The sequence below is a fragment of the Prochlorococcus marinus XMU1412 genome, from assembly GCF_017696315.1.
Taxonomy (GTDB): domain Bacteria; phylum Cyanobacteriota; class Cyanobacteriia; order PCC-6307; family Cyanobiaceae; genus Prochlorococcus_A; species Prochlorococcus_A marinus_AF.
This window is the reverse complement of the sequence record NZ_JAAORJ010000004.1, coordinates 394,028-420,406: the sequence shown is the minus strand read 5'-3', so window position 1 is coordinate 420,406 and position 26,379 is coordinate 394,028. Positions and strand designations below refer to the sequence as shown.

Annotated in this window: 21 protein-coding genes and 1 tRNA gene; 15 read left to right on the top strand and 7 right to left on the bottom strand. The window is 34.2% G+C overall.

Annotated elements, in window-relative coordinates:
* Positions 1-16: 16 nt before the first annotated feature.
* Positions 17-1,570 carry an ArnT family glycosyltransferase gene (locus HA152_RS08790; protein ID WP_209135583.1) on the bottom strand — a complete coding sequence of 518 codons (1,554 nt, stop codon included), beginning with the start codon at positions 1,568-1,570 and terminating at the stop codon, positions 17-19.
* Between the two features lie 18 nt (positions 1,571-1,588).
* Positions 1,589-1,660: transfer RNA gene (locus HA152_RS08785), tRNA-Thr, on the bottom strand.
* 54 nt (positions 1,661-1,714) lie between these two features.
* On the opposite strand from HA152_RS08785, the gene HA152_RS08780 reads away from it, so the two are divergent.
* The gene (locus tag HA152_RS08780) at positions 1,715-1,954 is read left to right on the top strand and encodes a DUF3493 domain-containing protein (protein ID WP_209135581.1); all 240 of its coding nucleotides are present in this window, start codon (positions 1,715-1,717) and stop codon (positions 1,952-1,954) included.
* A gap of 13 nt (positions 1,955-1,967) precedes the next feature.
* Here HA152_RS08780 and infB read toward each other — a convergent pair whose 3' ends face one another.
* Genes infB through rimP form a run of 4 tightly spaced genes read right to left on the bottom strand, consistent with a single transcriptional unit; the run spans position 1,968 to position 7,621 of the window.
* On the bottom strand, positions 1,968-5,390 hold the full coding sequence (infB, locus tag HA152_RS08775) for a translation initiation factor IF-2 (RefSeq protein ID WP_209135579.1): 3,423 nt from the start codon (positions 5,388-5,390) through the stop codon (positions 1,968-1,970).
* 56 nt (positions 5,391-5,446) lie between these two features.
* Entirely contained in the window at positions 5,447-5,719 is a 273-nt protein-coding gene (locus HA152_RS08770) for a YlxR family protein (RefSeq protein WP_209135576.1), read from the bottom strand.
* Entirely contained in the window at positions 5,716-7,119 is a 1,404-nt protein-coding gene (nusA, locus tag HA152_RS08765) for a transcription termination factor NusA (RefSeq protein WP_209135574.1), read from the bottom strand. Before nusA ends, HA152_RS08770 begins: the two co-directional genes overlap by 4 nt.
* Positions 7,120-7,153: 34 nt before the next feature.
* Positions 7,154-7,621: a ribosome maturation factor RimP gene (gene rimP / locus HA152_RS08760; RefSeq protein WP_209135572.1), complete on the bottom strand. Its 468-nt coding sequence runs from the start codon at positions 7,619-7,621 to the stop codon at positions 7,154-7,156.
* A gap of 159 nt (positions 7,622-7,780) precedes the next feature.
* Here rimP and HA152_RS08755 point away from each other — a divergent pair, with 159 nt between their 5' ends.
* Together HA152_RS08755 and rpiA are read left to right on the top strand one after the other, a co-directional pair.
* Positions 7,781-8,911, top strand: a complete 1,131-nt coding sequence (locus tag HA152_RS08755) for a trypsin-like peptidase domain-containing protein (protein WP_209135569.1) — start codon at positions 7,781-7,783, stop codon at positions 8,909-8,911.
* A gap of 65 nt (positions 8,912-8,976) precedes the next feature.
* Positions 8,977-9,672 carry a ribose-5-phosphate isomerase RpiA gene (gene rpiA / locus HA152_RS08750; RefSeq protein ID WP_209135845.1) on the top strand — a complete coding sequence of 232 codons (696 nt, stop codon included), beginning with the start codon at positions 8,977-8,979 and terminating at the stop codon, positions 9,670-9,672.
* A 6-nt stretch (positions 9,673-9,678) separates the two neighbouring features.
* Here rpiA and hisD read toward each other — a convergent pair whose 3' ends face one another.
* Entirely contained in the window at positions 9,679-10,965 is a 1,287-nt protein-coding gene (gene hisD / locus HA152_RS08745; protein WP_209135567.1) for a histidinol dehydrogenase, read from the bottom strand.
* A gap of 120 nt (positions 10,966-11,085) precedes the next feature.
* Here hisD and rpsT point away from each other — a divergent pair, with 120 nt between their 5' ends.
* The 12 genes from rpsT to HA152_RS08685 all read left to right on the top strand — a co-directional run bounded on the left by rpsT (position 11,086) and on the right by HA152_RS08685 (position 26,378).
* Positions 11,086-11,379 carry a 30S ribosomal protein S20 gene (rpsT, locus tag HA152_RS08740; RefSeq protein WP_209135565.1) on the top strand — a complete coding sequence of 98 codons (294 nt, stop codon included), beginning with the start codon at positions 11,086-11,088 and terminating at the stop codon, positions 11,377-11,379.
* Between the two features lie 17 nt (positions 11,380-11,396).
* Positions 11,397-12,206: a TatD family hydrolase gene (locus tag HA152_RS08735; RefSeq protein ID WP_209135564.1), complete on the top strand. Its 810-nt coding sequence runs from the start codon at positions 11,397-11,399 to the stop codon at positions 12,204-12,206.
* Positions 12,207-12,425: 219 nt separating this feature from the next.
* The gene (gene rpoB / locus HA152_RS08730) at positions 12,426-15,719 is read left to right on the top strand and encodes a DNA-directed RNA polymerase subunit beta (RefSeq protein WP_209135563.1); all 3,294 of its coding nucleotides are present in this window, start codon (positions 12,426-12,428) and stop codon (positions 15,717-15,719) included.
* A 38-nt stretch (positions 15,720-15,757) separates the two neighbouring features.
* Positions 15,758-17,662 carry a DNA-directed RNA polymerase subunit gamma gene (locus HA152_RS08725; protein ID WP_209135562.1) on the top strand — a complete coding sequence of 635 codons (1,905 nt, stop codon included), beginning with the start codon at positions 15,758-15,760 and terminating at the stop codon, positions 17,660-17,662.
* A 35-nt stretch (positions 17,663-17,697) separates the two neighbouring features.
* Positions 17,698-21,798, top strand: coding sequence for a DNA-directed RNA polymerase subunit beta' (locus tag HA152_RS08720; RefSeq protein ID WP_209135561.1), 4,101 nt, complete (start codon positions 17,698-17,700; stop codon positions 21,796-21,798).
* Positions 21,799-21,852: 54 nt separating this feature from the next.
* The gene (locus HA152_RS08715) at positions 21,853-22,005 is read left to right on the top strand and encodes a high light inducible protein (RefSeq protein ID WP_011863593.1); all 153 of its coding nucleotides are present in this window, start codon (positions 21,853-21,855) and stop codon (positions 22,003-22,005) included.
* 29 nt (positions 22,006-22,034) lie between these two features.
* The gene (gene rlmN / locus HA152_RS08710; RefSeq protein ID WP_209135558.1) at positions 22,035-23,081 is read left to right on the top strand and encodes a 23S rRNA (adenine(2503)-C(2))-methyltransferase RlmN; all 1,047 of its coding nucleotides are present in this window, start codon (positions 22,035-22,037) and stop codon (positions 23,079-23,081) included.
* 212 nt (positions 23,082-23,293) lie between these two features.
* Positions 23,294-24,061 carry a HEAT repeat domain-containing protein gene (locus tag HA152_RS08705; protein ID WP_209135556.1) on the top strand — a complete coding sequence of 256 codons (768 nt, stop codon included), beginning with the start codon at positions 23,294-23,296 and terminating at the stop codon, positions 24,059-24,061.
* 149 nt (positions 24,062-24,210) lie between these two features.
* Positions 24,211-24,426, top strand: coding sequence for a DUF2997 domain-containing protein (locus tag HA152_RS08700; protein WP_209135554.1), 216 nt, complete (start codon positions 24,211-24,213; stop codon positions 24,424-24,426).
* Positions 24,413-24,805, top strand: coding sequence for a DUF1257 domain-containing protein (locus tag HA152_RS08695; protein ID WP_025946412.1), 393 nt, complete (start codon positions 24,413-24,415; stop codon positions 24,803-24,805). The genes HA152_RS08700 and HA152_RS08695 overlap by 14 nt, the downstream gene beginning before the upstream one ends.
* 9 nt (positions 24,806-24,814) lie before the next feature.
* On the top strand, positions 24,815-25,174 hold the full coding sequence (locus tag HA152_RS08690; protein ID WP_209135552.1) for a ferredoxin: 360 nt from the start codon (positions 24,815-24,817) through the stop codon (positions 25,172-25,174).
* A gap of 10 nt (positions 25,175-25,184) precedes the next feature.
* The gene (locus tag HA152_RS08685; RefSeq protein ID WP_209135550.1) at positions 25,185-26,378 is read left to right on the top strand and encodes an aldo/keto reductase; all 1,194 of its coding nucleotides are present in this window, start codon (positions 25,185-25,187) and stop codon (positions 26,376-26,378) included.
* The last annotated feature ends 1 nt before the right edge of the window (position 26,379 follow it).

Below are 26,379 nucleotides of genomic sequence, written 5' to 3'. Positions count from 1 at the left end.
ATTATATATGGATTATTTACTTTTTTAATACTAATTTCCATGGATTTAAAACATCATTTTCGTATATCACTTCATAATAATTATCATTATTTTTTATTGTTTTAAGGTCAGTTGTCCATGCTAATTCAGATTTTTTTAACTGATTAAGACTTTCTATTCCCCCACCTAACTTTGGAGTTGATAAAGAAATCCTTATAATTTTTGATTGCGATCTAGAGTCATTCATTCCTTTTTTATCAACCATTATTGTTTGATTTTTTACTAAATCAAGGGATGAAACATATTCCATTTTCTCTCTTAGTTCTCTAGATCTATCAGTGAATAAACCTGATTGCAAAATAAATGAAGTGAATAGGTAAGGTCCAATTATGAGAGTTATTAATATTTCTTTGAATGAATTTTTATGTTTTATTAATGACCAAGATAAGCCGAAAGATAATAATCCTAAAATTATAAATGTATTTTCCTTTGTATTAAAATAAATTATATCTTTAAAGAAATAATAATATGTGAAAATTAGGGCAAATATAAATAATGGAATTATTTTTGAAGTCAAGAATATAAAAAACTGATTGTATTTATAAGAATTGAACAAATATTTTATTCCTACAAATGTATTTAATGAAAAAATAGATGAGATTTGTAGAGTATAGTAGGGTGTTTTTGTAGAGAAAATACTAAGGATGGCAAGTAAAATGAAGGGGAAGAAAGAAAGTATATATTTATTCTCTCTACTTTGAGAGATATTGTATATCGTTCCAATAATTGCGAAAAAACTCCATGGCAGATATGTTGCTGGGACATTCCAAAAATAATAATAGAAAGGATTTGTAAAAGTATTTTTACTTGATAGAAAGTTAAACTTTTCTACTAGGTAAAAAATAATATTTTTTTCTAAATAAGGGTTTATAGAAAACGTCCAGAATAAAAAAGGAATAAATCCAATTAGTAGTCCTAACCAAAAGAATTTGATGAATAAAAAATTTTTTTTTAAAACAATATATGGTATGAGTGATAATAACGGTACAAAAACCAAAAAAGTTTTCATCATAAAAGCTAAACCAATCCAAATTCCAAAAAGCAGAATATAGAATTTGTTATTTTTACTTTTTATTTTGACTAAAGCTAATACTCCAATAGTTACTAAACAAGAATAAATAATATCTTGAGTGGCTAAGTGTGAGTAGTCAAACCATAGATATGTAGTTGCAAGGATTAATGGAGATATAATTGCATATTTTTTATTAAATAATTCTTCATGTAATTTATAAGTTGCAAATAGCATCAATATTGAAGCTATTGTTGTTGGTAGATATGCAGAAAAAATATTTCTTCCAAATAAGTCTTGTGACTTTGCTATTAAAAACTGTAATCCTATTGTTCTATCTAAAACATATTGATCCCACCAAAGTGGAATTGTCCAGTTATCTTTTTCTAATATCCATCTAGCTTGTAGTGCATAGAAACCTTCATCAAACGCAATATAACTTCTTTTGCCAAAATAAAATATAAGAGGAATAAAAACAAATACTTTAAAAAGATATCTAAATTTTAAAATTTTATTAATCATTTTAATTTGCTTTGTAAGTGCCGATAATTGGAATTGAACCAATGACCTACTGTTTACGAAACAGTTGCTCTACCGCTGAGCTATACCGGCAGAATAAAATATTGAATTTTTCGTATAGACTTAATCTTATAATTGAAAGAATTTATGTCAAAAATAGATCCTGAATTGAAAAAGAAATTATTAAAGGAGTCCCAAGCTCCTTTCAAGGGATTGAGAAGAATATTGTGGGTGGCTTTTAGCGGTTCTGCATTTTTGGGACTTCTAATAATGCTTTTCAGAATTGCAAGCGGAACTGAATTACAGCAAAATAACCTTCTTATACAGTTGGGTGCTTGTGTAATATTTCCTACATTATTAATCTTTGACAGAAGTAGAGAAAAATAAGCTAGATGTTTAATTATTGTGATAAGGTCCTCTTTTTGGTGACAAATTTGAATGCTTCGATTACATCTCCTTCAATCCATGAAGAGAATTTATCACAGCCAACTCCACATTCAAATCCTGTATTTACTTCTTTTACATCATCTTTAGCTCTTTTTAGAGAGTCTAAATTACCCTCAAATATTACTTTCTCTGATCTAGTAACTCTCAGCGAACAATTCCTTTGTAATTTGCCAGTTTGTATATAGCAGCCTGCAATAGCTCCTTTGCCGACTGCAAAAGTTGCTCTAACTTCAGCTTTCCCTAATGATTCCTCGACAAGATCGGGTTCAAGTAACCCTTCCATGGCCAACTGAATATCTTCTAAGAGTTTATAGATTACTTCATATTCTCTTATATCAACGTCATTAGCATCAGCTGCTCTCTTCGCGCCAGAAGCCAATGAGGTGTTAAACCCAATGATTACTGACCCAGATGCAGCAGCGAGATCTATATCTGTCTCAGTTATTTCTCCTGGAGCAGCAAGTAGAACTCTGACTTGAACTTCATTTTTTGGTAATTGTTCTAATGATCCTAATATCGCTTCAACACTACCTTGAACATCAGCTTTGAGAATTAGGTTTAACTCCTTTAGTTCTCCATCATTTGCTTGAGTTGATAATGACGATAAGCTGACTCGTCTAGAGGCCATTTGCTGAGCTAATTTTGTGGCTCTAGCATCTGTTGCCCTTTCTCCGACAATGGCTCGAGCAGTTTTCTCATCAGGGTAGACTTCGAATTCATCTCCTGCAGTGGGTACTTCACTGAATCCTAGCGCTTCCACTGGGAATGATGGTCCTGCTTCTTTGATTCTATTACCATGTTCATCAACCATTGCTCTAATTTTTCCAAGAACTGAGCCCGCAGCTAAAACATCTCCAGATTTCAAGGTTCCATTTTGTACTAATAAGGTAGCTACAGGCCCTTTGGCTTTGTCTAGGTGGGCTTCAATAACTGTACCTTTTGCAAATCTATCAGGGTTAGCTTGTAGATCTTCTACCTCTGAAACTAATAAGATCATTTCGAGTAATTTATCAATGTTTTGTTTTTTGATAGCACTTACTGGGACCATCACTATATCGCCTCCCCAATCTTCAGCAATTAAATCTTTTTCTGATAGTTCCTGCTTTACTCTGTCTGGTGAAGCCCCTTCTTTGTCAATTTTATTTATTGCAACGACAATTGGTACTTTTGCAGCTCTTGCATGACTGATAGCTTCTAGTGTTTGAGGTCTGCAACCATCATCTGCAGCAACTACAAGAACTGCTACATCTGTAACCTTTGTACCTCTTGCTCTCATTGCAGTAAAGGCTTCATGACCAGGGGTATCAAGAAAAGTTAATTTTTTCTTTTGAGATTCATGTTCAAATTCAACTTGATAAGCTCCTATGTGTTGAGTGATGCCCCCTGCTTCCCCCGAAGCTACTCTTGATGCTCTGATGGAATCTAAAAGACTTGTTTTGCCATGATCTACATGACCCATCACTGTAATAACAGGAGGTCTTCTAATTAGATTATCAATATCATCAGATTCAATCATATCAACTGTTTTCTCAGCAGCTTCTTGGATATCATCTTGTAAAACAGGCACCCCAAATTCTTCTGCTACTGTTTCGATAGTTGCTAAGTCAAGTGATTGAGTGACAGTTGCCGTTATGCCTTTGAAGAAAAGAGATTTTATTATTTCAGAACTTTCAAGGCTTAATTTATCAGCTAATTCTTGAACAGTTAAATTATCTTCGGGAACTATTATCATTTCAGGTCTTACTTGTTTGGCCTCTTTGGCAGCCTTTAATTCCATTGCTCTCCTTTTCTGCCTCTGTCTTGTGGTCTCTTTTTTCTTCTTCTTAAATTGTTTGATAGATTTTTGAGATTTAGTTTCTTCAGACTTTTCTTTCTTAGGACGCGCCAGACTTGCTGATAAAATTGAAATTTTCTCGCCTGAATATCCACTGGTTTCAGATGTTAATGAATCATCATTTTCACCAATAATATGAACTTTTTGCCTTTGTTTTTGGATATTTTTACTTCTTAATGCTTCAAGTTTTGCGCTATCATCCCAGTCTGTCTTCCCAGGTTTCTTTGAACTATTTGAAAATGTTCTATGAGGAGGTTTTTTGGAACTTGGAGTAGCATTTGGACGATTATTAGGCGCTTTGGCTTTCTGCTTAGGTGCATCGATATTTTGTTTTGCGTTATTCTTTACACCTAGGTTGTCTTTCTGTGAGTTATTATTTTTTTGAAGTTGTAAAAGTTCGTTAGGTGATACTGGCTTCCTTATCCCAGAGGAATTTTGGCCATTGAATTTAGAACCAGGCCTATTATTGGGTATGCCAAGTCTGTTGGGAGAACCAGCCCTATTATTGGTCATACCAGTTCTGTTGGGAGAACCGGGTCTATTAGGATTGCCTTGCCTATTAAATGAGCCAGGTCTGCCTTGATCTGAAGGTTTGTTTCTTAAACCAGGTCTATTGGTCATACCAGTTCTGTTGGGAGAACCGGGTCTATTAGGATTGCCTTGCCTATTAAATGAGCCAGGCCTGCCTTGATCTGAAGGTTTGTTTCTTAAACCAGGTCTATTGGGCATGCCAGGTCTATTGGGAGAACCAGGTCTGTTTGAGGCAGTTTGTTTAAAAGCAATGTTTTGCTTATCATTATTATTTTGTTTATTAGGATTTATTTTGGGATCTTCTCTTCTTATTGGAGCTCCTACGAGCTCAGGGGTTTTTATTCTATTATTAAAATTTTTTGTTGTAGGTTTGTTAGTATTTTGATCAGGTTTGTTTGATAGTCGTCTTTTATCCCCTGCACTTGAGATGTTCTGGGAAGATTCATTAGATTTAACATTATTATTTATATTTTTAGGCTTTGCAATTAATTGAATAGGTGGTTTTGCCGGACTTTTGATAGGTGGGGTTGTGTTATTTTCGAGAGTTTTTTTATCTTGGTTTAAATTCTGTGAAGGTTTATTATTTGTATTTGTAAGATTTGCTCGAGATTGTGAACTATTAATAATATTAGGTTTATTGGGATTTTGAAGTTGATTTGAAATTATTTTTGCACTCTCAGGCTTGTTAAGTGGTTTTATCAATAAGGGTTTTATGTTTGAATTATCTTTGAGAGGTTTCCCTTTTTTAGGAGAAATAAAAGGAGATTTATCTTCTTTGTTTTGTTTGAAATTATCTTTTTTAATTGAAGGTTTATTAATGGAAAGTATTTTTTTATCTGAATTCTTTTTGTTAATAAGATTTTTAATTTTTTTTGCCTCTTCTGCACTAATAGAACTGCTATGGCTTTTTACTGTAATTGAAAGTTTTTGAGCAGCATCCAGTACATCTTTATTTTCCAGATTTAAGTCTCTGGAAAGTTCGTAAATTCTGATTTTATCGCTGATAGTCATTTAATCTGATTTGTACTCTTTCGAAATTGAAGAGGATTTAATTTAATTATATTCCCTTAATGGGGATTGTTATTGTAGCTTGTAATTTCTTTTTCAAAAATTTCAACAAATTCAGGTTCTAAAAATGTTTTTAAAGCTTTTTGAAGCTTTTTTTTGATCTTGGAATCTGAGTAGCATTTTTTTGACTTGCAAATGTAAGCTGATCTCCCCATTCCCTTTTGAATCATGATGCCTTGCTTATAATCTTTAGTAATCTTTAAAAGATCTTTCCGGTTATATGTTTTTCTACATGAAATGCATACACGAAATACAGGGATTTGTTGTATCACCGTTTTTTCTCCTCTTTGGCAGATATCTCAGTATCTTGAACAGTCTCTAATGGATCATTATCTGTGAATTCTTCTCCTTCATATTGGGCTTCTTCATATTCTTCTTCATCTTCGGGAAGGGGATAAAGCTCTCTTAATCTTGCATCTTCTGCTGCACGCTCAGCTTGTTCTGCTTCTAATCTTAGTTCAGCTTCTCTCTGGAGATTTTCTTCATCTTCCCTTTGAATGATTAATTCAGAGACTGCAGCATCTTCTGCTTCTTGATCGTATTCATGTGAATTTTTAACGTCAATCTTCCAACCAGTTAATCTTGCGGCAAGTCTTACATTTTGACCTTCTCTACCAATTGCGAGACTTAATTGATCAGGAGGAACTAGTACGTGCGCATGTTGCCCTGCTGGGTCTACAAGTCTTACTTGATCGACTTTCGCAGGACTTAAAGAGTTTAAAATATACTGTATTGGATTGGATGACCATTTAATAACATCAATTTTTTCTCCTCTTAATTCATTTACTACTTGTTGAATTCTTGCTCCTCTAGCTCCAATACAGGCACCTACAGGGTCAACTTCTTCTTCGACACTATCAACCGCTACTTTTGTTCTTGGCCCAACAGCTCTTGAAGGAGGGTTGGCTTCTCTTGAAACAGCAACAATTTTCACTGTGCCTTCTTGAATTTCTGGGACTTCATTTTCAAACAAATAAACCACTAAACCAGCATTTGCTCTACTTACAAAAAGTTGTGGACCTTTTCTTGCAATTTCGCTAACTTCCTTCAAAAATACTTTGAAAGTTGCATTTGCTCTATAGTTGTCATTTGGTAATTGATCTCTCTTGGGAAGTTCGGCCTCTACTTCAGGTCTACCAATACCCGAACTAACTCCCATAATGACTGATTGCCTTTCAAATCTTATAACTCTTGCAGTTAAAACAGGATCTTCCAAATCCGCAAATTCTTCTTGGATCATTTTTCGTTGTTGATCTCTTAATTTTTGGGCTAAAACTTGCTTTGTTGTTGAAGCAGCCATTCGCCCAAAATCCTCTTTTTCTGGAGTAACGTCTAAAACAACTGTGTCACCTATTTGTGCATCATCAGCTACTTGTTTAACTTCTACAAGAGATATTTGATGATCTTCGCTCTCAACTTCTTCAACAATTATTTTACTTGATAATATCCTATAACCTTCTTCCTCTAGATCTAGTCCAACATCAAAATTACTGAAATATTCTTCATCAAATGGATCTTGGTTAACTCCAATGTAAAAAGTTTTTCTATATTTTTCGTATCCTTTTAATAAAGCTTCGCGTAAGGCTAATTCCACGATATTAGGAGGTAACTTTTTTTCCTCACTAATGTCTTCAATGAGATTGTTTAAACCTGGGAGAATAACTAATGCCATCTATGATGGGAAATTGAATAATGGTTGAAAATAATTAATCTTTTAATGTACAAAGACTAATTTTTAGTACTTCATCAAAAGGGATTTTTTTAATCTTACCTTTTATGTTAATGGCTAAATAATCTTTAGACTTTTCATAAAGTAAACCATTAAGAAATTTTATTTTTGAATTCTTTTGGTTTAACTCAACATTAACTGGAAAACCTTTAAAAGTTTTGAAGTCTCTTTCTGAGGTTAGTTCATCACTGACCCCTTGACTACTAATTTCTAACACATATGAACAATTTAAAAGATTTGATTTTTCTATTTCGTCAGATGCTGGGGTATTAAATAGCGCACAATCGTCTAAGGAAATGTCATCCCCATTAGTTTTTCTTATAGTTATTTCAATAACAATTGGATTTTTATTAGTTTGCAAATTTAACCCGCAGATTTCTAAATTACGCTCATTAGCAACTATTGCTAATAAAGCTTCTAGTTTACTTTTGTTTTCTTTATTCAAATTTATTTATAAATTTATTTAAAATTTATTTTCACACATTAAGAAGTTTTTTCTATAGAAAAATTTAAAAATTTGCATTTTATGGATGTAAACAAAAAAACAACAATAATCTCTTTCTTCAATTAGATTTATTAAATAAACTCAAAAACTTTTAATAAAATGAAGTATCTCAAGATTAAATTTATATATTTAATCCAAACATTCATTGTTATTTGTTTTTGCATACTCAATTTCTTTCAAGATGCTGAAGTTTTAGCTTTAACTTCTTTTGAAAATCATAATTTCGTATCATCCGCAGTTAAAAATATTGGCCCTGCAGTTGTAAAAATTGACACTGAGCGTTTGGTAGAGAGGCAACAATTTGATCCTACTTTACTTGACCCTTTATTAAGGGATTTACTTGGCGAGCAAGGTATTACTCCTGAAAGGGAAAGAGGGCAAGGATCTGGGGTTATCATTAATGAGAATGGTTTGGTTCTTACAAACGCTCATGTCGTAGAAAGAGTCGATAATGTTTCTGTTACTTTGGCAGATGGATCTGTTTGCGATGGTGAAGTTTTGGGCACGGATACAGTAACTGATCTTGCTTTAGTAAAAATAGATGAAGATACTTATTCTGATTTTGCTCCACTTGGAAATTCTGAAGATCTTGAAGTTGGGGATTGGGCAATAGCTCTTGGTACTCCCTATGGTCTTGAAAAAACGGTCACCTTAGGGATTGTAAGCAGCCTGCATAGAGATATTAATAGTTTAGGATTTTCGGATAAAAGGTTGGATCTTATTCAGACTGATGCGGCAATAAATCCAGGAAATTCTGGGGGACCACTCATAAATTCCAATGGCGAGGTAATTGGAATAAACACTTTAGTAAGAAGTGGCCCTGGAGCTGGTTTAGGTTTTGCGATTCCCATCAATCTAGCTAAAAGTGTTTCTGATCAGTTACTCAAAAATGGTGAAGTTATTCATCCATATTTAGGGGTACAATTAATTTCTTTAAATCCTAGAATTGCTAAAGAACATAATCGAGATCCCAATTCTCTAGTGCAATTACCTGAAAGAAATGGAGCTCTAATTCAATCAGTAATACCTAATAGCCCCGCTGAAAAAGCTGGTTTAAGAAGAGGCGATTTAGTAATAGCAGCCGAAAATATCTCTATAAATGAGCCTAAAACTTTACTAGATGAAGTAGAAAAAGCTCAGATAGGAAAAGTATTTCTATTAAATATTTTGAGAGATAATAAAGAGATACAGATAAATATCAAACCAGAACCTCTCCCAGGTTTGACATAAAGCACCCATTGAAATTTAATAATCTATAACAATTAGATAAAAAGATTTTGGATTCACAAACTCAAATGAAACAAGTAGTTGCTGATGCAGCAATTAGGGAAGTAGAGAGTGACATGATTCTTGGATTAGGTTCTGGATCTACAGCTGCGTTAATGATAAAAAGTCTTGCGGATGAAATGCGTTCTGGGAAACTCCAGAATATAAGAGGTGTTGCAACTTCTTTTCAATCAGAAGTTTTAGCTCTTGAACTGGATATCCCGCTTATCGATTTAGCTTCAGTATCTCAAATTGATCTAGCTATTGATGGAGCAGATGAAGTTGATCCAGGATTTCAATTAATAAAAGGAGGAGGAGCATGCCATGTTAGAGAAAAGTTAGTTGCATCTAAAGCTAATAAGTTGTTGATTGTTGTTGATGAAACTAAACTTGTACAAAATCTAAATCAATCTTTCCCTTTACCTGTAGAAGTTCTTCCAAATGCTTGGAAGCAAGTTCAGGAAGTCATTTCAGAAATGAATGGCAGTTCTTCTTTAAGAATGGCTATTGAAAAAGCTGGCCCAGTTGTTACTGACCAAGGCAACCTCATCCTAGATGTATTATTTAATGATGGTATTAAGAATCCAAAAGACACTGAAATGAAGATTAATAATATTCCAGGAGTATTAGAAAATGGATTATTCGTTGATCTAACTGACAAAGTATTAGTTGGTAAAATTGAAGATAACACTCCAATGGTTTACTCACCCTCAAGAGCTAGCTAAAGCAAGCTAATCTTCAAATCTTATTTGTACAGAGTTAGCGTGGCTATGTAAGCCTTCACTTTTAGCGAGATTAATAATATCAAGGCTATTAACTTTTAAACTTTCTTCATTAAATTCTATTATTGAAGTATTTTTCATAAAAGTTTCAACCCCCAAAGAACCGCTAAATCTAGAATTTCCTGACGTGGGTAAAGTATGATTTGGTCCAGCAAGATAATCTCCAACAGCTTCAGGGGTCCATTTTCCTAAAAATACTGCTCCTGCATTCTCTATACCTGCAAGAATTTTTTTTGAATCTACAGTAAGAATTTCTAGGTGTTCAGGGGCAAAGTTATTGCTTAGTTCAACACATGATTCGCAATTATTGCAAATCACAATTAAACCCCAATTTTCTATTGATTCCATGCAAATTTCTTTTCTTGGATGATCATCTATTTTTTTATAAAGTTCTTCTAGAACTTCTTCTGCCTGGTTCTTTGATGTAGTAAGAAGTACAGATGAAGCTAAAGGATCATGTTCTGCTTGCGCTAGTAGATCAGATGCTATGTGAGCGGTTTGAGCTGTTTCATCTGCAATGATTAATATTTCACTTGGACCAGCTAAAGAATCAATCCCTGTAGAGCCATAAATGAGTTTTTTCGCAGTTGTAACATATATATTCCCTGGACCTGAAATAACATCAACTTTATTGATTTGATTTGTGCCAAATGCTAAAGCACCAATTGCTTGAGCTCCTCCAATTCTATATACTTTATTGATACCTGATAAGTGAGCTGCAGCTAAAACAGTTTTGTTTATTTCTCCCTTTTGATTCCCGGGAGATACCATTATAATTTCTTCTACTCCTGCTACTTTTGCAGGTATAGCGTTCATCAATACTGTACTTGGATAAGCAGCTCTACCTCCAGGAATATAAATACCTGCCTTTTTAACTGGTCTCCATCTTCTTTGGACGGTATCACCATATTCACCTTTTATAGTGAAAGATTGGGGAATTTCTTTTTCATGGAATTTTTGAATTCTTTTATGAGCTACCACAAGTGAGTGCTTCAAATTATTATCAATTTCATCCCATGCATTTTTTATTTGATCCGCACTCACTTGCATAGGGTCAGGGTCGAAACCATCAAATTTTTTTGTAAATTTTTCTACTGCTATATCTCCAGAAATTTTTACCTCTTTAAGAATTTCTTCAACAATTGTATTTATCTTATTATTGTTATCTGAATTAGTTCGAGTAGAAATCCTGTTTAATTCTTCAATAGCTTCTTTTTTATTATTTATGATCTTCATTTGCTTAATTTTTTCAAATAGAAAGGCTCAAAACCCAATTTAATATCTTCTAAATTATATATGATTGATTACTAGACGATTTATTTGTTATGATAAGAATCTTCTATTAATGCACCCTCTGTGGCCAACAACAACTCAGCAAAAAAGAGAATACAAATTGCCGAAAGAAATCGTTTAATAAATAAGTCATATAAATCTACTGTTAGGACTTTAACTAAAAAAACCTTAGAGAATTGCGAAAAATTTAAAAAAGACCCTAACGAGGATAATAGAAATTTAGTAAAAACAAGTCTTAATAAAGCTTTTAGCTTAATTGATAAAGCAGTTAAAAAAAATGTCCTTCACAAGAACAATGGTGCTAATAAAAAATCGAAAATCAACAATTTTGTAAAAATTACTCTTACCACTAAGTAAAAAGATAGATCATAATCATGAGCGATATAGAACTCATAGATTCCCATTGTCATTTGATATTTGAAAATTTTCAGAGAGATCTTGAAGATGTTGTTTTAAGATTGCGTTCAAGAGGTGTAAAAAAATTAGTGCATGCTTGTTGTGAATTAACAGAAATTCCAAAGTTGAAAAAAATTTCCCATGAATTTAATGAAATATACTATTCAGTTGGTTTGCATCCGCTAGAAGCAAAAAAATGGGAACAAAGTTCAAAATCTCTTCTAAGAAAATCAGCTCTAGAAGATAGACGAGTTGTAGCAATTGGAGAATTAGGCTTGGATTTTTTTAAAAATGAAAATAAAACTCAGCAGATTGAAGCACTTATTCCGCAAATGGAGTTAGCTTATGAACTTCAATTGCCAGTAATTATCCATTGCAGAGATGCTGCAAATGAAATGATTGAGATATGTAGTGATCTCTCTAAAAAAGGAAAATGTCCTGATGGTGTACTTCATTGTTGGACAGGAACACCAAAAGAAATGCAGCAATTTTTGAATCTTGGATTTTACATCAGTTTTAGTGGTATAGTAACTTTCCCAAAAGCACATGAAATTCATGAGTGCGCCAAAATAGTCCCAAATGATAAATATTTAATTGAAACTGACTCACCATTTTTAGCTCCTGTTCCTCATAGGGGTAAAAGGAATGAACCTTCGTTTGTTGAAAATGTTGCCAATTTTATGGCAGATTTAAGATCTACTGAATTAAGAACAATTGCTAGAGAATCATATAAGAATGCTGAAGATTTGTTTAAATTTGACTTGTTAAGTAGACGTAGCAACTGTTAGTATTAGGAATTACTGGAAATTTTTCTTAATTTTTAAAATTTAACTTACGCAATAAATGATTTATCAGCATTAAACAAAATTTAATTCTTCTTTATTAAATGTTTTTTGTTGAAATCGAGATTTAATGGTTGATCTCATATTAATTGAAAAGTTAAAGAACTAATTATTAAGTAGATTAAAAGTAAATAGTAAATCTCACAAAATCGCAGGTTTTCTTGGATGAGCAGTAGCGCTTTACAGGTAGCAAAAACAGCTACTTATCTACCAGATTTAGTTGAAGTACAAAGAGCAAGCTTTAAATGGTTTTTGGAAAAGGGTTTAATAGAAGAATTACAAAATTTTTCCCCCATTTCTGATTACACAGGTAAATTAGAATTACATTTTATCGGAGAAGAGTACAGGTTAAAAAGACCTAGACATGACGTTGAGGAAGCGAAAAGAAGGGACGCTACATTTGCATCTCAGATGTATGTAATTTGCAGGTTAATTAATAAAGAGACAGGGGAAATTAAAGAACAAGAAGTATTTATTGGCGAACTACCATTAATGACTGAAAGGGGAACTTTCATTATTAATGGTGCCGAAAGAGTTATTGTTAATCAAATTGTTCGAAGTCCTGGAGTATATTTCAAAGATGAGCTGGATAAAAATGGTCGAAGAACATACAACGCTAGCGTTATCCCAAATAGAGGAGCATGGTTAAAATTCGAGACTGACAAAAATAATTTACTTTTTGTGAGAGTTGATAAAACTAGAAAAATTAATGCTCATGTTCTTATGAGAGCTATGGGTCTTTCAGATAATGATGTGGTCGATAAACTTAGGCATCCCGAGTTTTATCAAAACTCAATTGAGTCAGCTAATGAAGAGGGTATTAATTCAGAAGATCAAGCATTACTTGAGCTTTACAAGAAGCTACGTCCTGGTGAACCACCCTCCGTTTCCGGCGGGCAACAGCTATTACACAGTAGATTCTTTGATCCCAAAAGATATGATTTAGGCCGAGTTGGTAGATATAAAATTAATAAAAAATTGAGACTTACCGTACCAGACGAAGTTAGAACGCTTACACATGAAGATGTTCTTTCTACAATTGATTATTTAATTAATCTTGAATTGGATATTGGCGGCGCTAGTTTGGATGATATCGACCATCTTGGTAATCGAAGGGTTAGATCTGTAGGAGAACTTCTTCAAAATCAAGTTCGGGTTGGACTTAATCGTTTAGAGAGAATTATCAAAGAAAGAATGACTGTAGGAGAAACAGATTCTTTGACTCCCGCTCAACTAGTCAATCCCAAACCTTTGGTTGCTGCAATAAAGGAATTTTTTGGCTCCAGTCAATTAAGTCAATTCATGGATCAAACTAATCCTCTAGCTGAATTAACACACAAGAGAAGAATCTCAGCTTTAGGTCCAGGAGGTTTAACTAGAGAAAGAGCAGGCTTTGCAGTACGAGATATTCATCCTTCACATTATGGAAGATTATGTCCTATCGAGACTCCTGAAGGTCCTAATGCAGGGCTTATAAATTCTTTAGCTACCCACGCAAGAGTTAATGAGTACGGTTTTATTGAAACACCTTTTTGGGAAGTTAATAACGGTAAAGTTAATAAGGAAGGTAATCCGGTTTATCTTTCTGCAGATTTAGAAGATGAGTGTAGGGTGGCTCCTGGAGATGTCGCGACTGACAAGGACGGCAATATAATTGCAAATCTAATACCAGTAAGATATAGACAGGATTTTGAAAAAGTCCCTCCTCATCAAGTTGATTACGTTCAGCTTTCTCCGGTTCAAGTAATTTCAGTTGCTACTTCACTCATTCCTTTCTTGGAACATGATGATGCTAATAGAGCTCTAATGGGATCAAATATGCAACGCCAAGCTGTTCCATTGCTAAGGCCAGAACGTCCTTTAGTTGGTACAGGTTTAGAATCTCAAGTTGCGAGAGATTCGGGAATGGTTCCCATAACAAAAGTTAATGGAACTGTATCTTATGTAGACGCTAATGAGATTGTCGTTAAAGATGAGCATGGTAATGAACACTTTCACTATCTTCAGAAATATCAAAGATCAAATCAAGATACCTGCCTTAACCAAAGACCCATAGTTAAAATTGGAGATAAAGTTATATCTGGCCAGGTTTTGGCAGATGGCTCTGCATGTGAAGGAGGCGAAATAGCCCTAGGCCAAAACGTTTTAATTGCTTACATGCCTTGGGAGGGATACAACTATGAAGATGCCATACTTGTGAGCGAGAGGATGGTAACTGATGATTTATATACCTCAGTACATATTGAAAAATATGAGATTGAAGCAAGACAAACGAAGTTAGGACCTGAAGAAATCACCAGAGAGATTCCTAATATCTCGGAAGAAAGCTTGAATAATCTTGATGAGATGGGAATTATTAGAATTGGTGCTTTTGTCGAGAGTGGAGATATTCTCGTAGGAAAAGTGACTCCAAAAGGGGAATCAGACCAGCCACCTGAAGAAAAACTGTTAAGAGCTATTTTCGGTGAAAAGGCTCGAGATGTGAGAGATAATTCTCTCAGAGTTCCTAAAACTGAAAAGGGAAGGGTTTTGGATGTCCGTATTTATACTAGAGAACAAGGTGATGAATTACCCCCAGGAGCCAACATGGTTGTTAGAGTTTATGTGGCTCAGAGAAGGAAAATTCAAGTTGGTGACAAAATGGCTGGGAGGCATGGAAATAAAGGAATTATTAGCAGAATCTTACCAAGAGAAGATATGCCTTATTTACCTGATGGAACCCCTGTGGACATAGTTCTTAATCCTTTAGGAGTTCCAAGTAGGATGAATGTAGGTCAAGTTTTTGAATTATTGATGGGCTGGGCAGCTTCTAACTTAAATTGCCGGGTTAAAGTTGTTCCATTTGATGAAATGTATGGAGCTGAAAAATCACATCAAACTGTTCAAGCATTTTTAGAGGAAGCTTCAAAACAGCCAGGAAAAGCTTGGGTTTACAATCCTGAGGATCCTGGAAAGTTATTACTTAAAGATGGTAGAACAGGGGAACCTTTCGATCAGCCAGTTGCTGTCGGATACTCTCACTTCCTCAAATTAGTCCATTTGGTGGATGATAAAATTCATGCTAGATCCACTGGACCTTACTCTTTAGTTACGCAGCAACCCTTGGGCGGTAAAGCTCAGCAAGGTGGACAAAGACTTGGAGAAATGGAAGTATGGGCTCTTGAAGCTTATGGAGCCGCATATACTCTTCAGGAATTGTTAACAGTTAAATCTGATGATATGCAAGGAAGAAATGAAGCGCTTAATGCGATCGTAAAAGGTAAACCGATCCCAAGGCCAGGCACTCCTGAGTCATTTAAAGTTCTTATGAGGGAATTACAATCTCTTGGCTTGGATATAGGGGTTTATACAGACGAAGGAAAAGAGGTAGATTTAATGCAAGATATCAATCCGAGAAGAAATACTCCATCAAGGCCGACTTATGAATCACTCGGAACCTCTGAATATGAGGAAGATTAAATACTCAATTAAAACCTTTTAATTTAAATTCGCCAAAAATGACAAACAGCAACTTAAGAACTGAAAATCACTTTGATTACGTCAAAATTTCAATAGCTTCTCCTCAAAGAATAATGGATTGGGGTCAGAGGACATTGCCCAATGGACAAGTAGTTGGTGAAGTTACGAAACCTGAAACTATTAATTACAGAACACTTAAACCAGAAATGGATGGATTGTTTTGTGAAAAGATTTTTGGGCCATCTAAAGATTGGGAATGCCATTGTGGAAAGTACAAAAGGGTAAGACATCGCGGAATTGTTTGTGAGAGATGTGGAGTTGAAGTAACTGAAAGTAGAGTTAGAAGACATAGGATGGGATACATAAAACTCGCTGCGCCAGTTTCCCATGTTTGGTATTTGAAAGGAATCCCTAGTTACGTTGCAATACTTTTGGATATTCCGCTTAGGGATGTAGAACAAATTGTATATTTTAATTGTTATGTCGTTTTAGATCCAGGTGATCATAAAGAACTTAAATATAAGCAATTACTCACAGAGGATGAGTGGCTGGAAATTGAAGATGAAATTTATGCAGAAGATTCAACTATTGAAAATGAACCTTTTGTTGGAATTGGTGCTGAGGCACTGAAGCAATTACTTGAGGATCTTGATTTAAACCAGGTTGCTGAGGAGCTTAGAGAAGAAATTTCTAGTAGCAAAGGTCAAAAGAGGGCAAAGCTTATAAAAAGGATAAGAGTTATTGATAATTTCATTGCAACTAATGCAAAACCAGAATGGATGGTTTTAGACGCAATACCAGTTATACCTCCTGATCTTAGACCTATGGTTCAGCTTGATGGAGGAAGATTTGCAACTTCAGATCTAAATGACTTATATAGAAGAGTTATAAATAGAAATAATAGACTAGCTAGGCTTCAAGAAATTTTAGCTCCTGAAATTATAGTAAGAAATGAAAAAAGAATGCTTCAGGAGGCAGTTGATGCTCTTATTGATAATGGAAGAAGAGGGAGGACTGTTGTTGGAGCAAATAATAGAGCTCTTAAGTCCCTAAGTGACATTATTGAAGGAAAACAAGGAAGATTTAGACAGAATCTACTTGGAAAGCGTGTTGACTATTCAGGAAGATCTGTAATAGTTGTGGGTCCTAAATTAAAAATGCATCAGTGTGGTCTCCCAAAAGAAATGGCCATAGAGCTCTTTCAGCCTTTTGTAATCCATAGATTGATACGACAAAATATTGTGAATAATATTAAAGCCGCAAAAAAATTAATACAAAAAGCTGATGACGAAGTTATGCAGGTACTTCAAGAAGTTATTGAAGGTCATCCAATTCTCTTAAATAGAGCCCCTACGCTGCATCGTTTAGGAATTCAAGCTTTTGAACCGAAATTAGTTGGAGGTAGAGCAATACAACTTCATCCTTTAGTTTGTCCTGCATTCAATGCTGACTTTGATGGAGATCAAATGGCAGTTCATGTTCCTTTAGCTTTAGAGGCACAAACTGAAGCACGCATGCTTATGTTGGCTAGTAATAATATTCTTTCTCCTGCTACTGGGGAACCAATTGTGACTCCATCACAAGATATGGTTTTAGGGTCTTATTATCTGACGGCTTTGCAACCGAATTATCAACAACCAGAATTCGGAGATAATAAGACTACTTTTGCTTCATTAGAAGATGTTATTTTTGCCTTTGAAGATAAAAGACTCAGACTGCATGAATGGGTTTGGGTTAGATTTAATGGAGAAGTTGAGGATGAAGACGAAATGCGTAGCCCACAAAAAACTCAAGAGCTAGAAGATGGCTCAAGACTAGAAATCTGGAATTTAAGAAGGGACAGATTTGACTCTGATAATAATTTAATAAGTAGATTTGTTCTAACAACTGTTGGGCGAGTAGTTATGAACTATACCATCATCGATTCTGTATCTAAAACGTAATCTTTAAAAACTATTTTTCATTTATTTAAAAAATCATGACTTCATCTAAATCTAAAAAAACATCTAGAGTACGTAAAACTACTAAAAACTCAAAAAAGAACAATCCAGTTACAATGCCTGCTCTCGCTAAAACGCCCCCATCATTTAAAAATAAGGTAGTTGATAAGAGAGCCTTAAAAAATTTAGTCTCTTGGGCTTATAAAACTCATGGAACAGCTATAACTGCAGCCATGGCAGATAATCTAAAGGATTTAGGATTTAAATATGCTACCCAAGCTGCGGTCTCTATCTCAGTAGATGACTTAAAAGTTCCTGAAGCTAAACAAGATTTAATAGGACAAGCTGAGGAGCAAATATCTGCCACAGAAGAATGCTATAGACTTGGTGAAATTACCGAAGTTGAAAGGCACACAAAAGTTATAGATACCTGGACTGAAACTAATGAAAGATTGGTAGATGCTGTAAAAAATAATTTTAATCAAAATGATCCACTAAATTCCGTTTGGATGATGGCTAACTCAGGAGCAAGGGGTAATATGTCTCAGGTAAGACAACTTGTTGGTATGAGGGGATTGATGGCTAATCCACAAGGAGAAATCATTGACCTGCCAATAAGAACTAATTTTAGAGAAGGACTTACTGTTACTGAATATGTAATTTCTTCTTATGGAGCAAGGAAAGGTTTGGTGGATACTGCCTTAAGAACTGCGGATTCTGGTTATTTGACTCGAAGATTAGTTGATGTTGCTCAAGATGTAATTGTAAGAGAAGAAGATTGTGGAACAGAACGATCAATAGTTGTTGAAGCTGAAGATGGTAAATTTGGAGCAAGACTTCTTGGTAGGCTTACGGCTGAGGATATTTTTGATGCTGAAGAAAACCTTGTTGTTTCTCAAAACACTGCTATAGATCCTTCATTGTCAGGAGAAATTGAGAAAGCATCTATTAGTGAAGTAAAAATAAGATCCCCTTTAACATGTGAAGCTAACAGATCCGTTTGTAGGAGGTGCTACGGATGGGCGTTGGCTCATAATCATTTGGTTGATTTAGGCGAGGCAGTTGGAATTATTGCTGCTCAATCGATTGGTGAGCCAGGAACTCAATTGACAATGAGAACTTTCCATACTGGGGGTGTATCAACTGCCGAAAGTGGAGTTGTAAGATCAAAAATTTCTGGTAAAGTTGAATTTAGTTCAAAAGCAAAGGTTAGAGGTTATAGAACTCCACATGGCGTAGAAGCTAAACAAGCAGAAGTTGATTTCATACTCAAGATAGTTCCTCAAGGAAATAATTCTGGCAAAGCTCAAAAAATTGAAGTTTCTAGTGGATCACTTTTATTTGTAGATGACGGTGAGGAAATTAGTTCTGACATAACTGTTGCTCAGATTACTGCTGGAGCCGTGAAAAAGAGTGTTGAAAAAGCAACTAAAGATGTGATTTGTGATTTGGCTGGTCAAGTTAGGTACGACAAGGTTATTCAACCAAAGGAGGTAACAGATAGGCAGGGTAATATTACCTTAAAAGCTCAAAGATTGGGCAGATTGTGGGTTTTAGCTGGAGATGTTTATAACTTGCCACCAAATGCGAGACCAGTTATATCATCTGGAAAATCTGTAGTTGAAGGGACAGTTTTGGCAGAAGCAAGTCAATCAAGTGAGTTTGGAGGACAAGTTCGATTAAGGGAATCAATAGGAGATTCAAGAGAAGTTCAAATTGTTACTACTTCAATGTCTTTAACTAATTTTAAATTAATTGAAGAATCTACTCACTCAGGTCAAATATATAATTTGGAATCTAGTGATGGTACATCTTATCGTTTAAACATTTCCCCGGGAAGTAAAATCAGTAATGGTGAGGTAGTAGCAGATTTAACGGATGAAAGGTTCAGGACAAAAACTGGCGGTCTAGTAAAATATGCACCGGGATTAAGTGTTAAAAAAGCGAGATCATCTAAAAATGGTTTTGAAGTAAGTCAAGGAGGGACATTGCTCTGGATTCCGCAAGAGACACATGAAATCAATAAGGACATATCTCTTCTAATGATTGAAGATATGAAATGGATTGAAGCTGGAACAGAAGTTGTAAAAGATATTTTTAGTCAAACGTCAGGCATCGTTACAGTTACGGAAAAAAATGATATTCTTCGTGAAATAACTGTAAGAAATGGAACATTTCATGAGTGTGATGATGAAGAAGTTTTGAATAGATTTACAGAAGAAGGAATTCTTGTGAATCCAGGCGAAAAGATACTTGATGGTGTTGATAATAAAGAAATTCTATTTGTTCAAAAATTAGAAACACCTAAATGTCGAGGCTTGCTATTAAGAACTGTTGAAGAATTTACTATTCCTGACCAGGCGGAATTACCACAATTATCACATGTTAAGCAGGAAAAAGGTCCACATTTAGGCTTAAAAGCTATCCAAAGGCTTACCTATAAAGACGGTGAATTGATAAAGTCAGTTGAAGGGGTTGAATTACTTAGAACACATTTAAGTATTGAAAGCTTTGATGCTACTCCTCAAATGACTATAGACGTAGAGTCGATTGAAGATGAAAATGATGCATCAATCAATAGATTAAATTTAGTAATATTGGAGTCTATTCTTGTAAGAAGAGATACTATATCTGACTCCAGTCATGGCTCAACACATACAGAACTGCAAGTCAATAATAATCAAGTAGTAAAAGCAGGAGATGTAATAGCTACCACTCAAATTCTTTGTAAAGAGAAGGGATTGGTTCAATTACCAAATGTTGTTGATGATGAGCCAATAAGAAGGTTAATTGTTGAAAGAGAAGAAGATAAAATTAAAATTAAAATTAGTGGTAAAGCAGTAGTTAAAGTTGGTGATCGTGTAGTTGATGGTGATCCTATTAGTAATTCTGTAAAATCAACTTCTTGTGGAGAAATAGAGGAGATTTCTAATAGTTCAGTAACCTTAAGACTTGGCAGGCCTTATATGGTTTCTCCTGACTCAGTTTTACATGTTAAAGACGGAGACTTGGTTCTTAGGGGAGATGGTTTAGCTCTACTTGTGTTTGAAAGACAGAAAACTGGAGATATTGTACAAGGATTACCTCGTATTGAAGAGTTACTAGAAGCTAGGAGACCCAGAGATTCAGCAATTCTATGTAAAAAATCTGGAATTGTTCAGATTAAACAAGGTAATGATGAAGAATCAGTTTCTTTATCAGTTATTGAACAAGATGATTTAGTTAATGAATATCAACTATCAATTGGTAAAAATATAATGGTTAGTGATGGACAACAAGTTCAAGGTGGAGAATCTTTAACTGATGGTCCAATTAATCCACATGAACTATTAGATTGCTATTTCAATGATTTAAAAGATCAAAACCCTCTGATAGATGCAGCTCGAATATCTATATCAAAACTACAAAGAAGTATGGTAAGTGAGGTACAAAATGTTTATAAGTCGCAGGGTGTAGCAATCGATGATAAACATATTGAAGTTATTGTTAGACAGATGACAAGTAAAGTCCGTATAGAAGATGCTGGGGATACAACTCTTTTGCCTGGTGAACTCATAGAGTTGAGACAAGTGGAAGATACAAATCAAGCAATGGCAATTACAGGAGGAGCTCCAGCAGAATTTACTCCCGTTTTGTTGGGTATTACTAAAGCCTCTCTCAATACAGATAGTTTTATTTCAGCAGCATCTTTCCAAGAAACAACAAGGGTTCTGACAGAAGCTGCTATTGAAGGTAAATCTGATTGGTTAAGAGGCTTAAAAGAAAATGTTATCATCGGTAGATTAATACCTGCAGGTACAGGTTTTAGCGGTTTTGTGGAGGAATTATCCTCAGAAGCTGGTCCTCATCCCGATATTCTTGCAGAAGAATCTGGTGGCTACAGAAGAGCACAGAACTTAAGGCCAGATTATACAGTTGATATGCCACAATCACCTGCCGTAAGCTCTACTGCAATACTTGATGATCCTAGTGATGAAGATTTGGAGACAACGAGAAATCGACATGGAATAGATCCTTCTTCGAGTAATTTTGCGGCCTTTGCAAGGCCTAATGCTGAAAATCAATTCTCTGAAGATCAATTACCTGATCCTGCCGCATTGGAGGGATTACAGGAGGAGGGTCTTCTTTCTGATGAATAAATATTATCTATTATAATTTTTAGTGACTAGAATAGATTTTTAAATTTGTAAGTGATGATTAAGCCAGAGATTGTACCCAAAAGAAAATTACCTCGTTATGGATTCCATTTTTATAATGAAAGACTTAATGGAAGAATGGCCATGATTGGTTTTATTGCCCTTATTCTTACAGAATTCTTCCTAAAACATGGTTTGCTGTTATGGTGAAAATAGTTTTAAAATAAAGACTACTAAATTTGAAAAATCTTCTTGGAAGTAGTATTAATGATTTAGAGAATGTAGCTTTAGATTATGGTCAGGCTGCTTTTAGGGGTCGCCAAATCTATAACTGGATTTATAACTATAGAAATAAGAACAAAAATATTGATCAAATAGAAGTTTTACCTTTAGATTTTAGAAATAAGTTAAAGGATGATGGTTTTAAGATTAGTGAGCTGATTATTAAAGAAAGAAATTTAGCTAACGATGGTACTTTAAAGTTGTTACTTTCTACGGATGATAATGAAAGTATTGAGTGCGTTGGTATACCAACTGAAAAAAGATTAACTGCTTGTCTTTCTAGTCAAGTTGGTTGCCCAATGGACTGCAAATTTTGTGCAACTGGCAAGGAGGGTTTAAAGAGATCTTTAAAAGCAAGTGAAATTTTAGATCAAATTTTATTTATCGAACATGAAATGAAAAAAAAAGTGACTAATATTGTTTTCATGGGTATGGGCGAGCCCTTATTGAATATTGATGACTTACTTTTTTCAATTAGATCTATAAATAATGATTTTCAGATCAGTCAGAGAAAGATAACTGTAAGCACAGTAGCTGTTCCAAAAATGATAAGTAAATTATCAGCAAAGTCTTTTCAAATTTTGGGTAATTGTCAATTTACATTAGCGATTAGCCTACATGCTTCAAATCAAAAAACAAGAGAGACGATAATACCTAGTGCAAAAAACTATGAAATCAAAAATATAGTTGAAGACTGTAAGAAATTCGTAAGAGAAACTGGTCGGAGGGTAAGTTTTGAATATCTAATGCTACGTGGGGTGAATGACAAATTAGAACATGCTTATGAATTGAGTAATTTGCTGAAAGGTTTTCAATGTCACGTAAATTTAATACAGTATAACCAAATTGACGAAGTTGAATTTCAACGAACCTCTTTAAAAAATCTCCAATTATTTCAATCTAGACTTGTTAACAATGGCATCGCTGTTAGCTTGCGAAAAAGCAGAGGTCTAGATAAAAATGCTGCATGTGGTCAGCTAAGACAAAATGCAAAAAATAAATAATATTATCTAAAAAAAATTTTTTAAAAGTCTCTTAAACAGGTTATTATTGTGTTAATTAATCTTAAATCTTTGGGTTTTATTAAGACAAAAATTTTACCTTTCGCTATCGTCTCACTCTTTGGGATTGCCTTCTTTGCGGTCAGTGCCAGAATTTGGTTGCCAGGAGATATGATGTCACCTGCCCCCATAAATTAATATTTTTAGTTTTTAAAATGACAAAAAATAAGGATCCTAATAAAGAAAGCTTAGTTGATATCGCTGTTGATCCAGACGTTTTAGCGAGAGAATTGGCCTTAGAAATTGAAATAGATCCTTTAGAACAAATTGATGAAGATTCTTTCCCAAAAGGTTTAAACATAACTCAGGAGTGTAATGAAGCATTAAAAATGTTAAAAGGTAATAGAGAAGAAAGAATACAGGGATTAAGAATATTCTGTGAATATCGAGATTCAAGATCTTTCCCCCTCTTGTTACCATTACTTGATCAACCTTGTCCTGTCGAAAGAATGAGTGTTGTATATGCTTTGGGTCGTAATCCATGTCCTAATGCGGTAGAGAAACTTGTTAGTCTTTTGGAGACTGACGATAATGCTTATGTCAGAAGAGCGACGGCATGGAGTTTAGCTAATTATGATAATCAAATTGTTTTGGAGCCATTAATAAATGCTTTGAAGAACGATGTAGCTGCGGTAAGGTTATGGTCATCTAGTTCTTTAGCTGAAATCGGGAATGTTTCTTTGAAAAATGCTCAATTGGCAGCAGATCAACTTTTAATAAGTTTAAAAATAGATAATGAACCAGGTGTAAGAAGTAATTGCATCTGGTCATTGTGTAGATTGTACGAAAAATTAAATAATACATTTCAAGAAAGTTTCGTTGATGAATGTACCAAGATAGCTCTTTTCGATAAAGAACCCTCCGTTATGGAAGAAGCAAAAACTGCTTTGGATTCAATGGGAATGCAAGGTTTTTATAACTAAATTTCTTAATTTTTTTTATAAGCACTCTACTGAAAAAGTTTATTTATCAGATATTCAATATAAAAATTAAAATTAATTAACTTGTACCAACTGAAACAAAAAAATTTCGTTATTCTATATAAAGTAAAAGTACTCAGTACTTGAATTTAATGCCTCAAAAAACATTGAGATTCAAAATTCATCAAGACGGAAGAGTTGAAGAGACTGTTGAGGGATTTACTGGTAATTCATGCAATGAAGCTACAAGAAATCTTGAAGAGTCTCTCGGTAAAGTAACAGTTAAAAATAAAACTTCTGATGCTTTCATCTCTAATCAAAGTGAAAACTTAACACAATTAAATAACGAATCTAATGTCACACTTTAGTACAATTAAAACTCAGCTCAAAGAAGTAGAGCCATTAATTAAGGCTTTGAATCATTTTGGTTATAGTATTAATCAAGAAGAAAAGTTTGTAAAAGGATATAAAGGTCAATTCACAGCAGTTGATATAAGTATGAATTTACCTGGTGATACCCAAGTTGGATTTAAATGGGATAACAATTCTAATGCATATGAATTAGTTACTGATCTCGATCTATGGAAATTTGAGATTCCAGTAGAAAGATTTATCTCAAAAGTTACACAAATGTATGCTTACCAAACAATCATTTCAAAAACACAAGAAGATGGATATCAAATCGTAGAGCAAAAAAATAAAAATGATGGTTCTATTGAATTGGTCTTAACCAAATGGGAAAACTAATTTCAGGATATGGATTTTACGGATCCATTTCATAATACTGAAGAAAATATTGAGATTACAGGCTATGAGCCCGTTTTAGGTGGTCAGTTAGCAGAAAAAGCTGTATGGGTTGATGAAGCAAAGTGTATTGGTTGTCAGTACTGTGTTCACGTCGCTTCGAACACTTTCACTGTTGATGAATTTCATGGTAGAAGTCGAGCTATTAGGCAAGATGGAGATAGTTCTGATGTCATACAAGAAGCAATAGATACATGCCCTGTTGATTGTATTCATTGGGTCAAATTTGAAGAATTAGATGATTTAGAGAATAGTCTTGATAGAGATATGTTTCAAACATTTGGAAAGCCACCGAGAATTAATAAGCACTAATATCCAAAAGATGCAATATCGTAGATTTGGTAGAACCAATCTGAAGATTCCTGTTTTATCTTTAGGTTGTATGAGATTTCAAAAAAGTTGGGATCAATTAGATTTTTCTGAGGTTTCATACGAAGAACAAAATAAAGTAGAAAATATATTAGATCTTGCAACACAATATGGCTTAAGTCATGTAGAAACCGCCAAGTACTATGGTACTTCTGAGGTGCAATTAGGGATGTGTTTTAAGAATACTAAGAAAATCCCAAATATAATCCAAACAAAGATTCCACCAAATAGTGATCCGGAAATTTTTAAGCGAGATGTATTATCTAGTATTGAAAAATTGAAAGTTAAAAAAATTGATTTGTTAGCAATACATGGTATCAATACTGCTGAACATTTACATCAGGCTATTCGAGATGGAGGTTGCATTGATATTTTGAGGAATTTTCAAAAAGAAAATTTAATTGGATCTATTGGATTTTCAACCCATGGAGAATCTTCACTTATAGAAAAGGCCATATCAACAAACTTATTTGATTATGTAAATTTGCACTGGTATTTCATTAATCAGGAAAATACAAAGGTTATTAATTTAGCCAATAAGCATGATCTTGGGGTTTTCATAATAAGTCCTACTGATAAAGGGGGACATCTTCATACTCCCTCGAGAAAAATGTTGGAATTTTGTAAACCACTTCATCCTATAGTTTTTAATGATCTTTTTTGCTTAAGAAATCAAAATGTCCATACTTTGAGTGTCGGCATTGCCAAAGAGACAGATTTTGCTCTGCATTTAGAAGCTGTCTCGTTGTTATCAGAATCTGAGAAGTATGTGCCTAAGATAATTAACAAATTAAGGCAGGAATCAATTCATTCCTTAGGTTTAGAGTGGCATGAAAATTGGAATAGAAATTTACCAAGTTGGGAATATACTCCGGGAAATATTAATATTCCTATTCTTCTTTGGCTTTCAAATTTAATTGATTGGTTGGGTATGGAAGGATATGCAAGAGCTAGATATCAATTGCTTGGTAATGGAAGCCACTGGTTCCCAGGATTCAACGCGAATTTACTAGATGTAGATGTTTCTGAAGGGCAATTATTGAAAGTATTAGAAGGTCATATAAATCCAAAAAAAGTTATAAAAAAATTGAGAAATTTAAAAGAAAAGTTTGGAGATAAGAATGCTAAAAGATTATCAAGAAAATAAT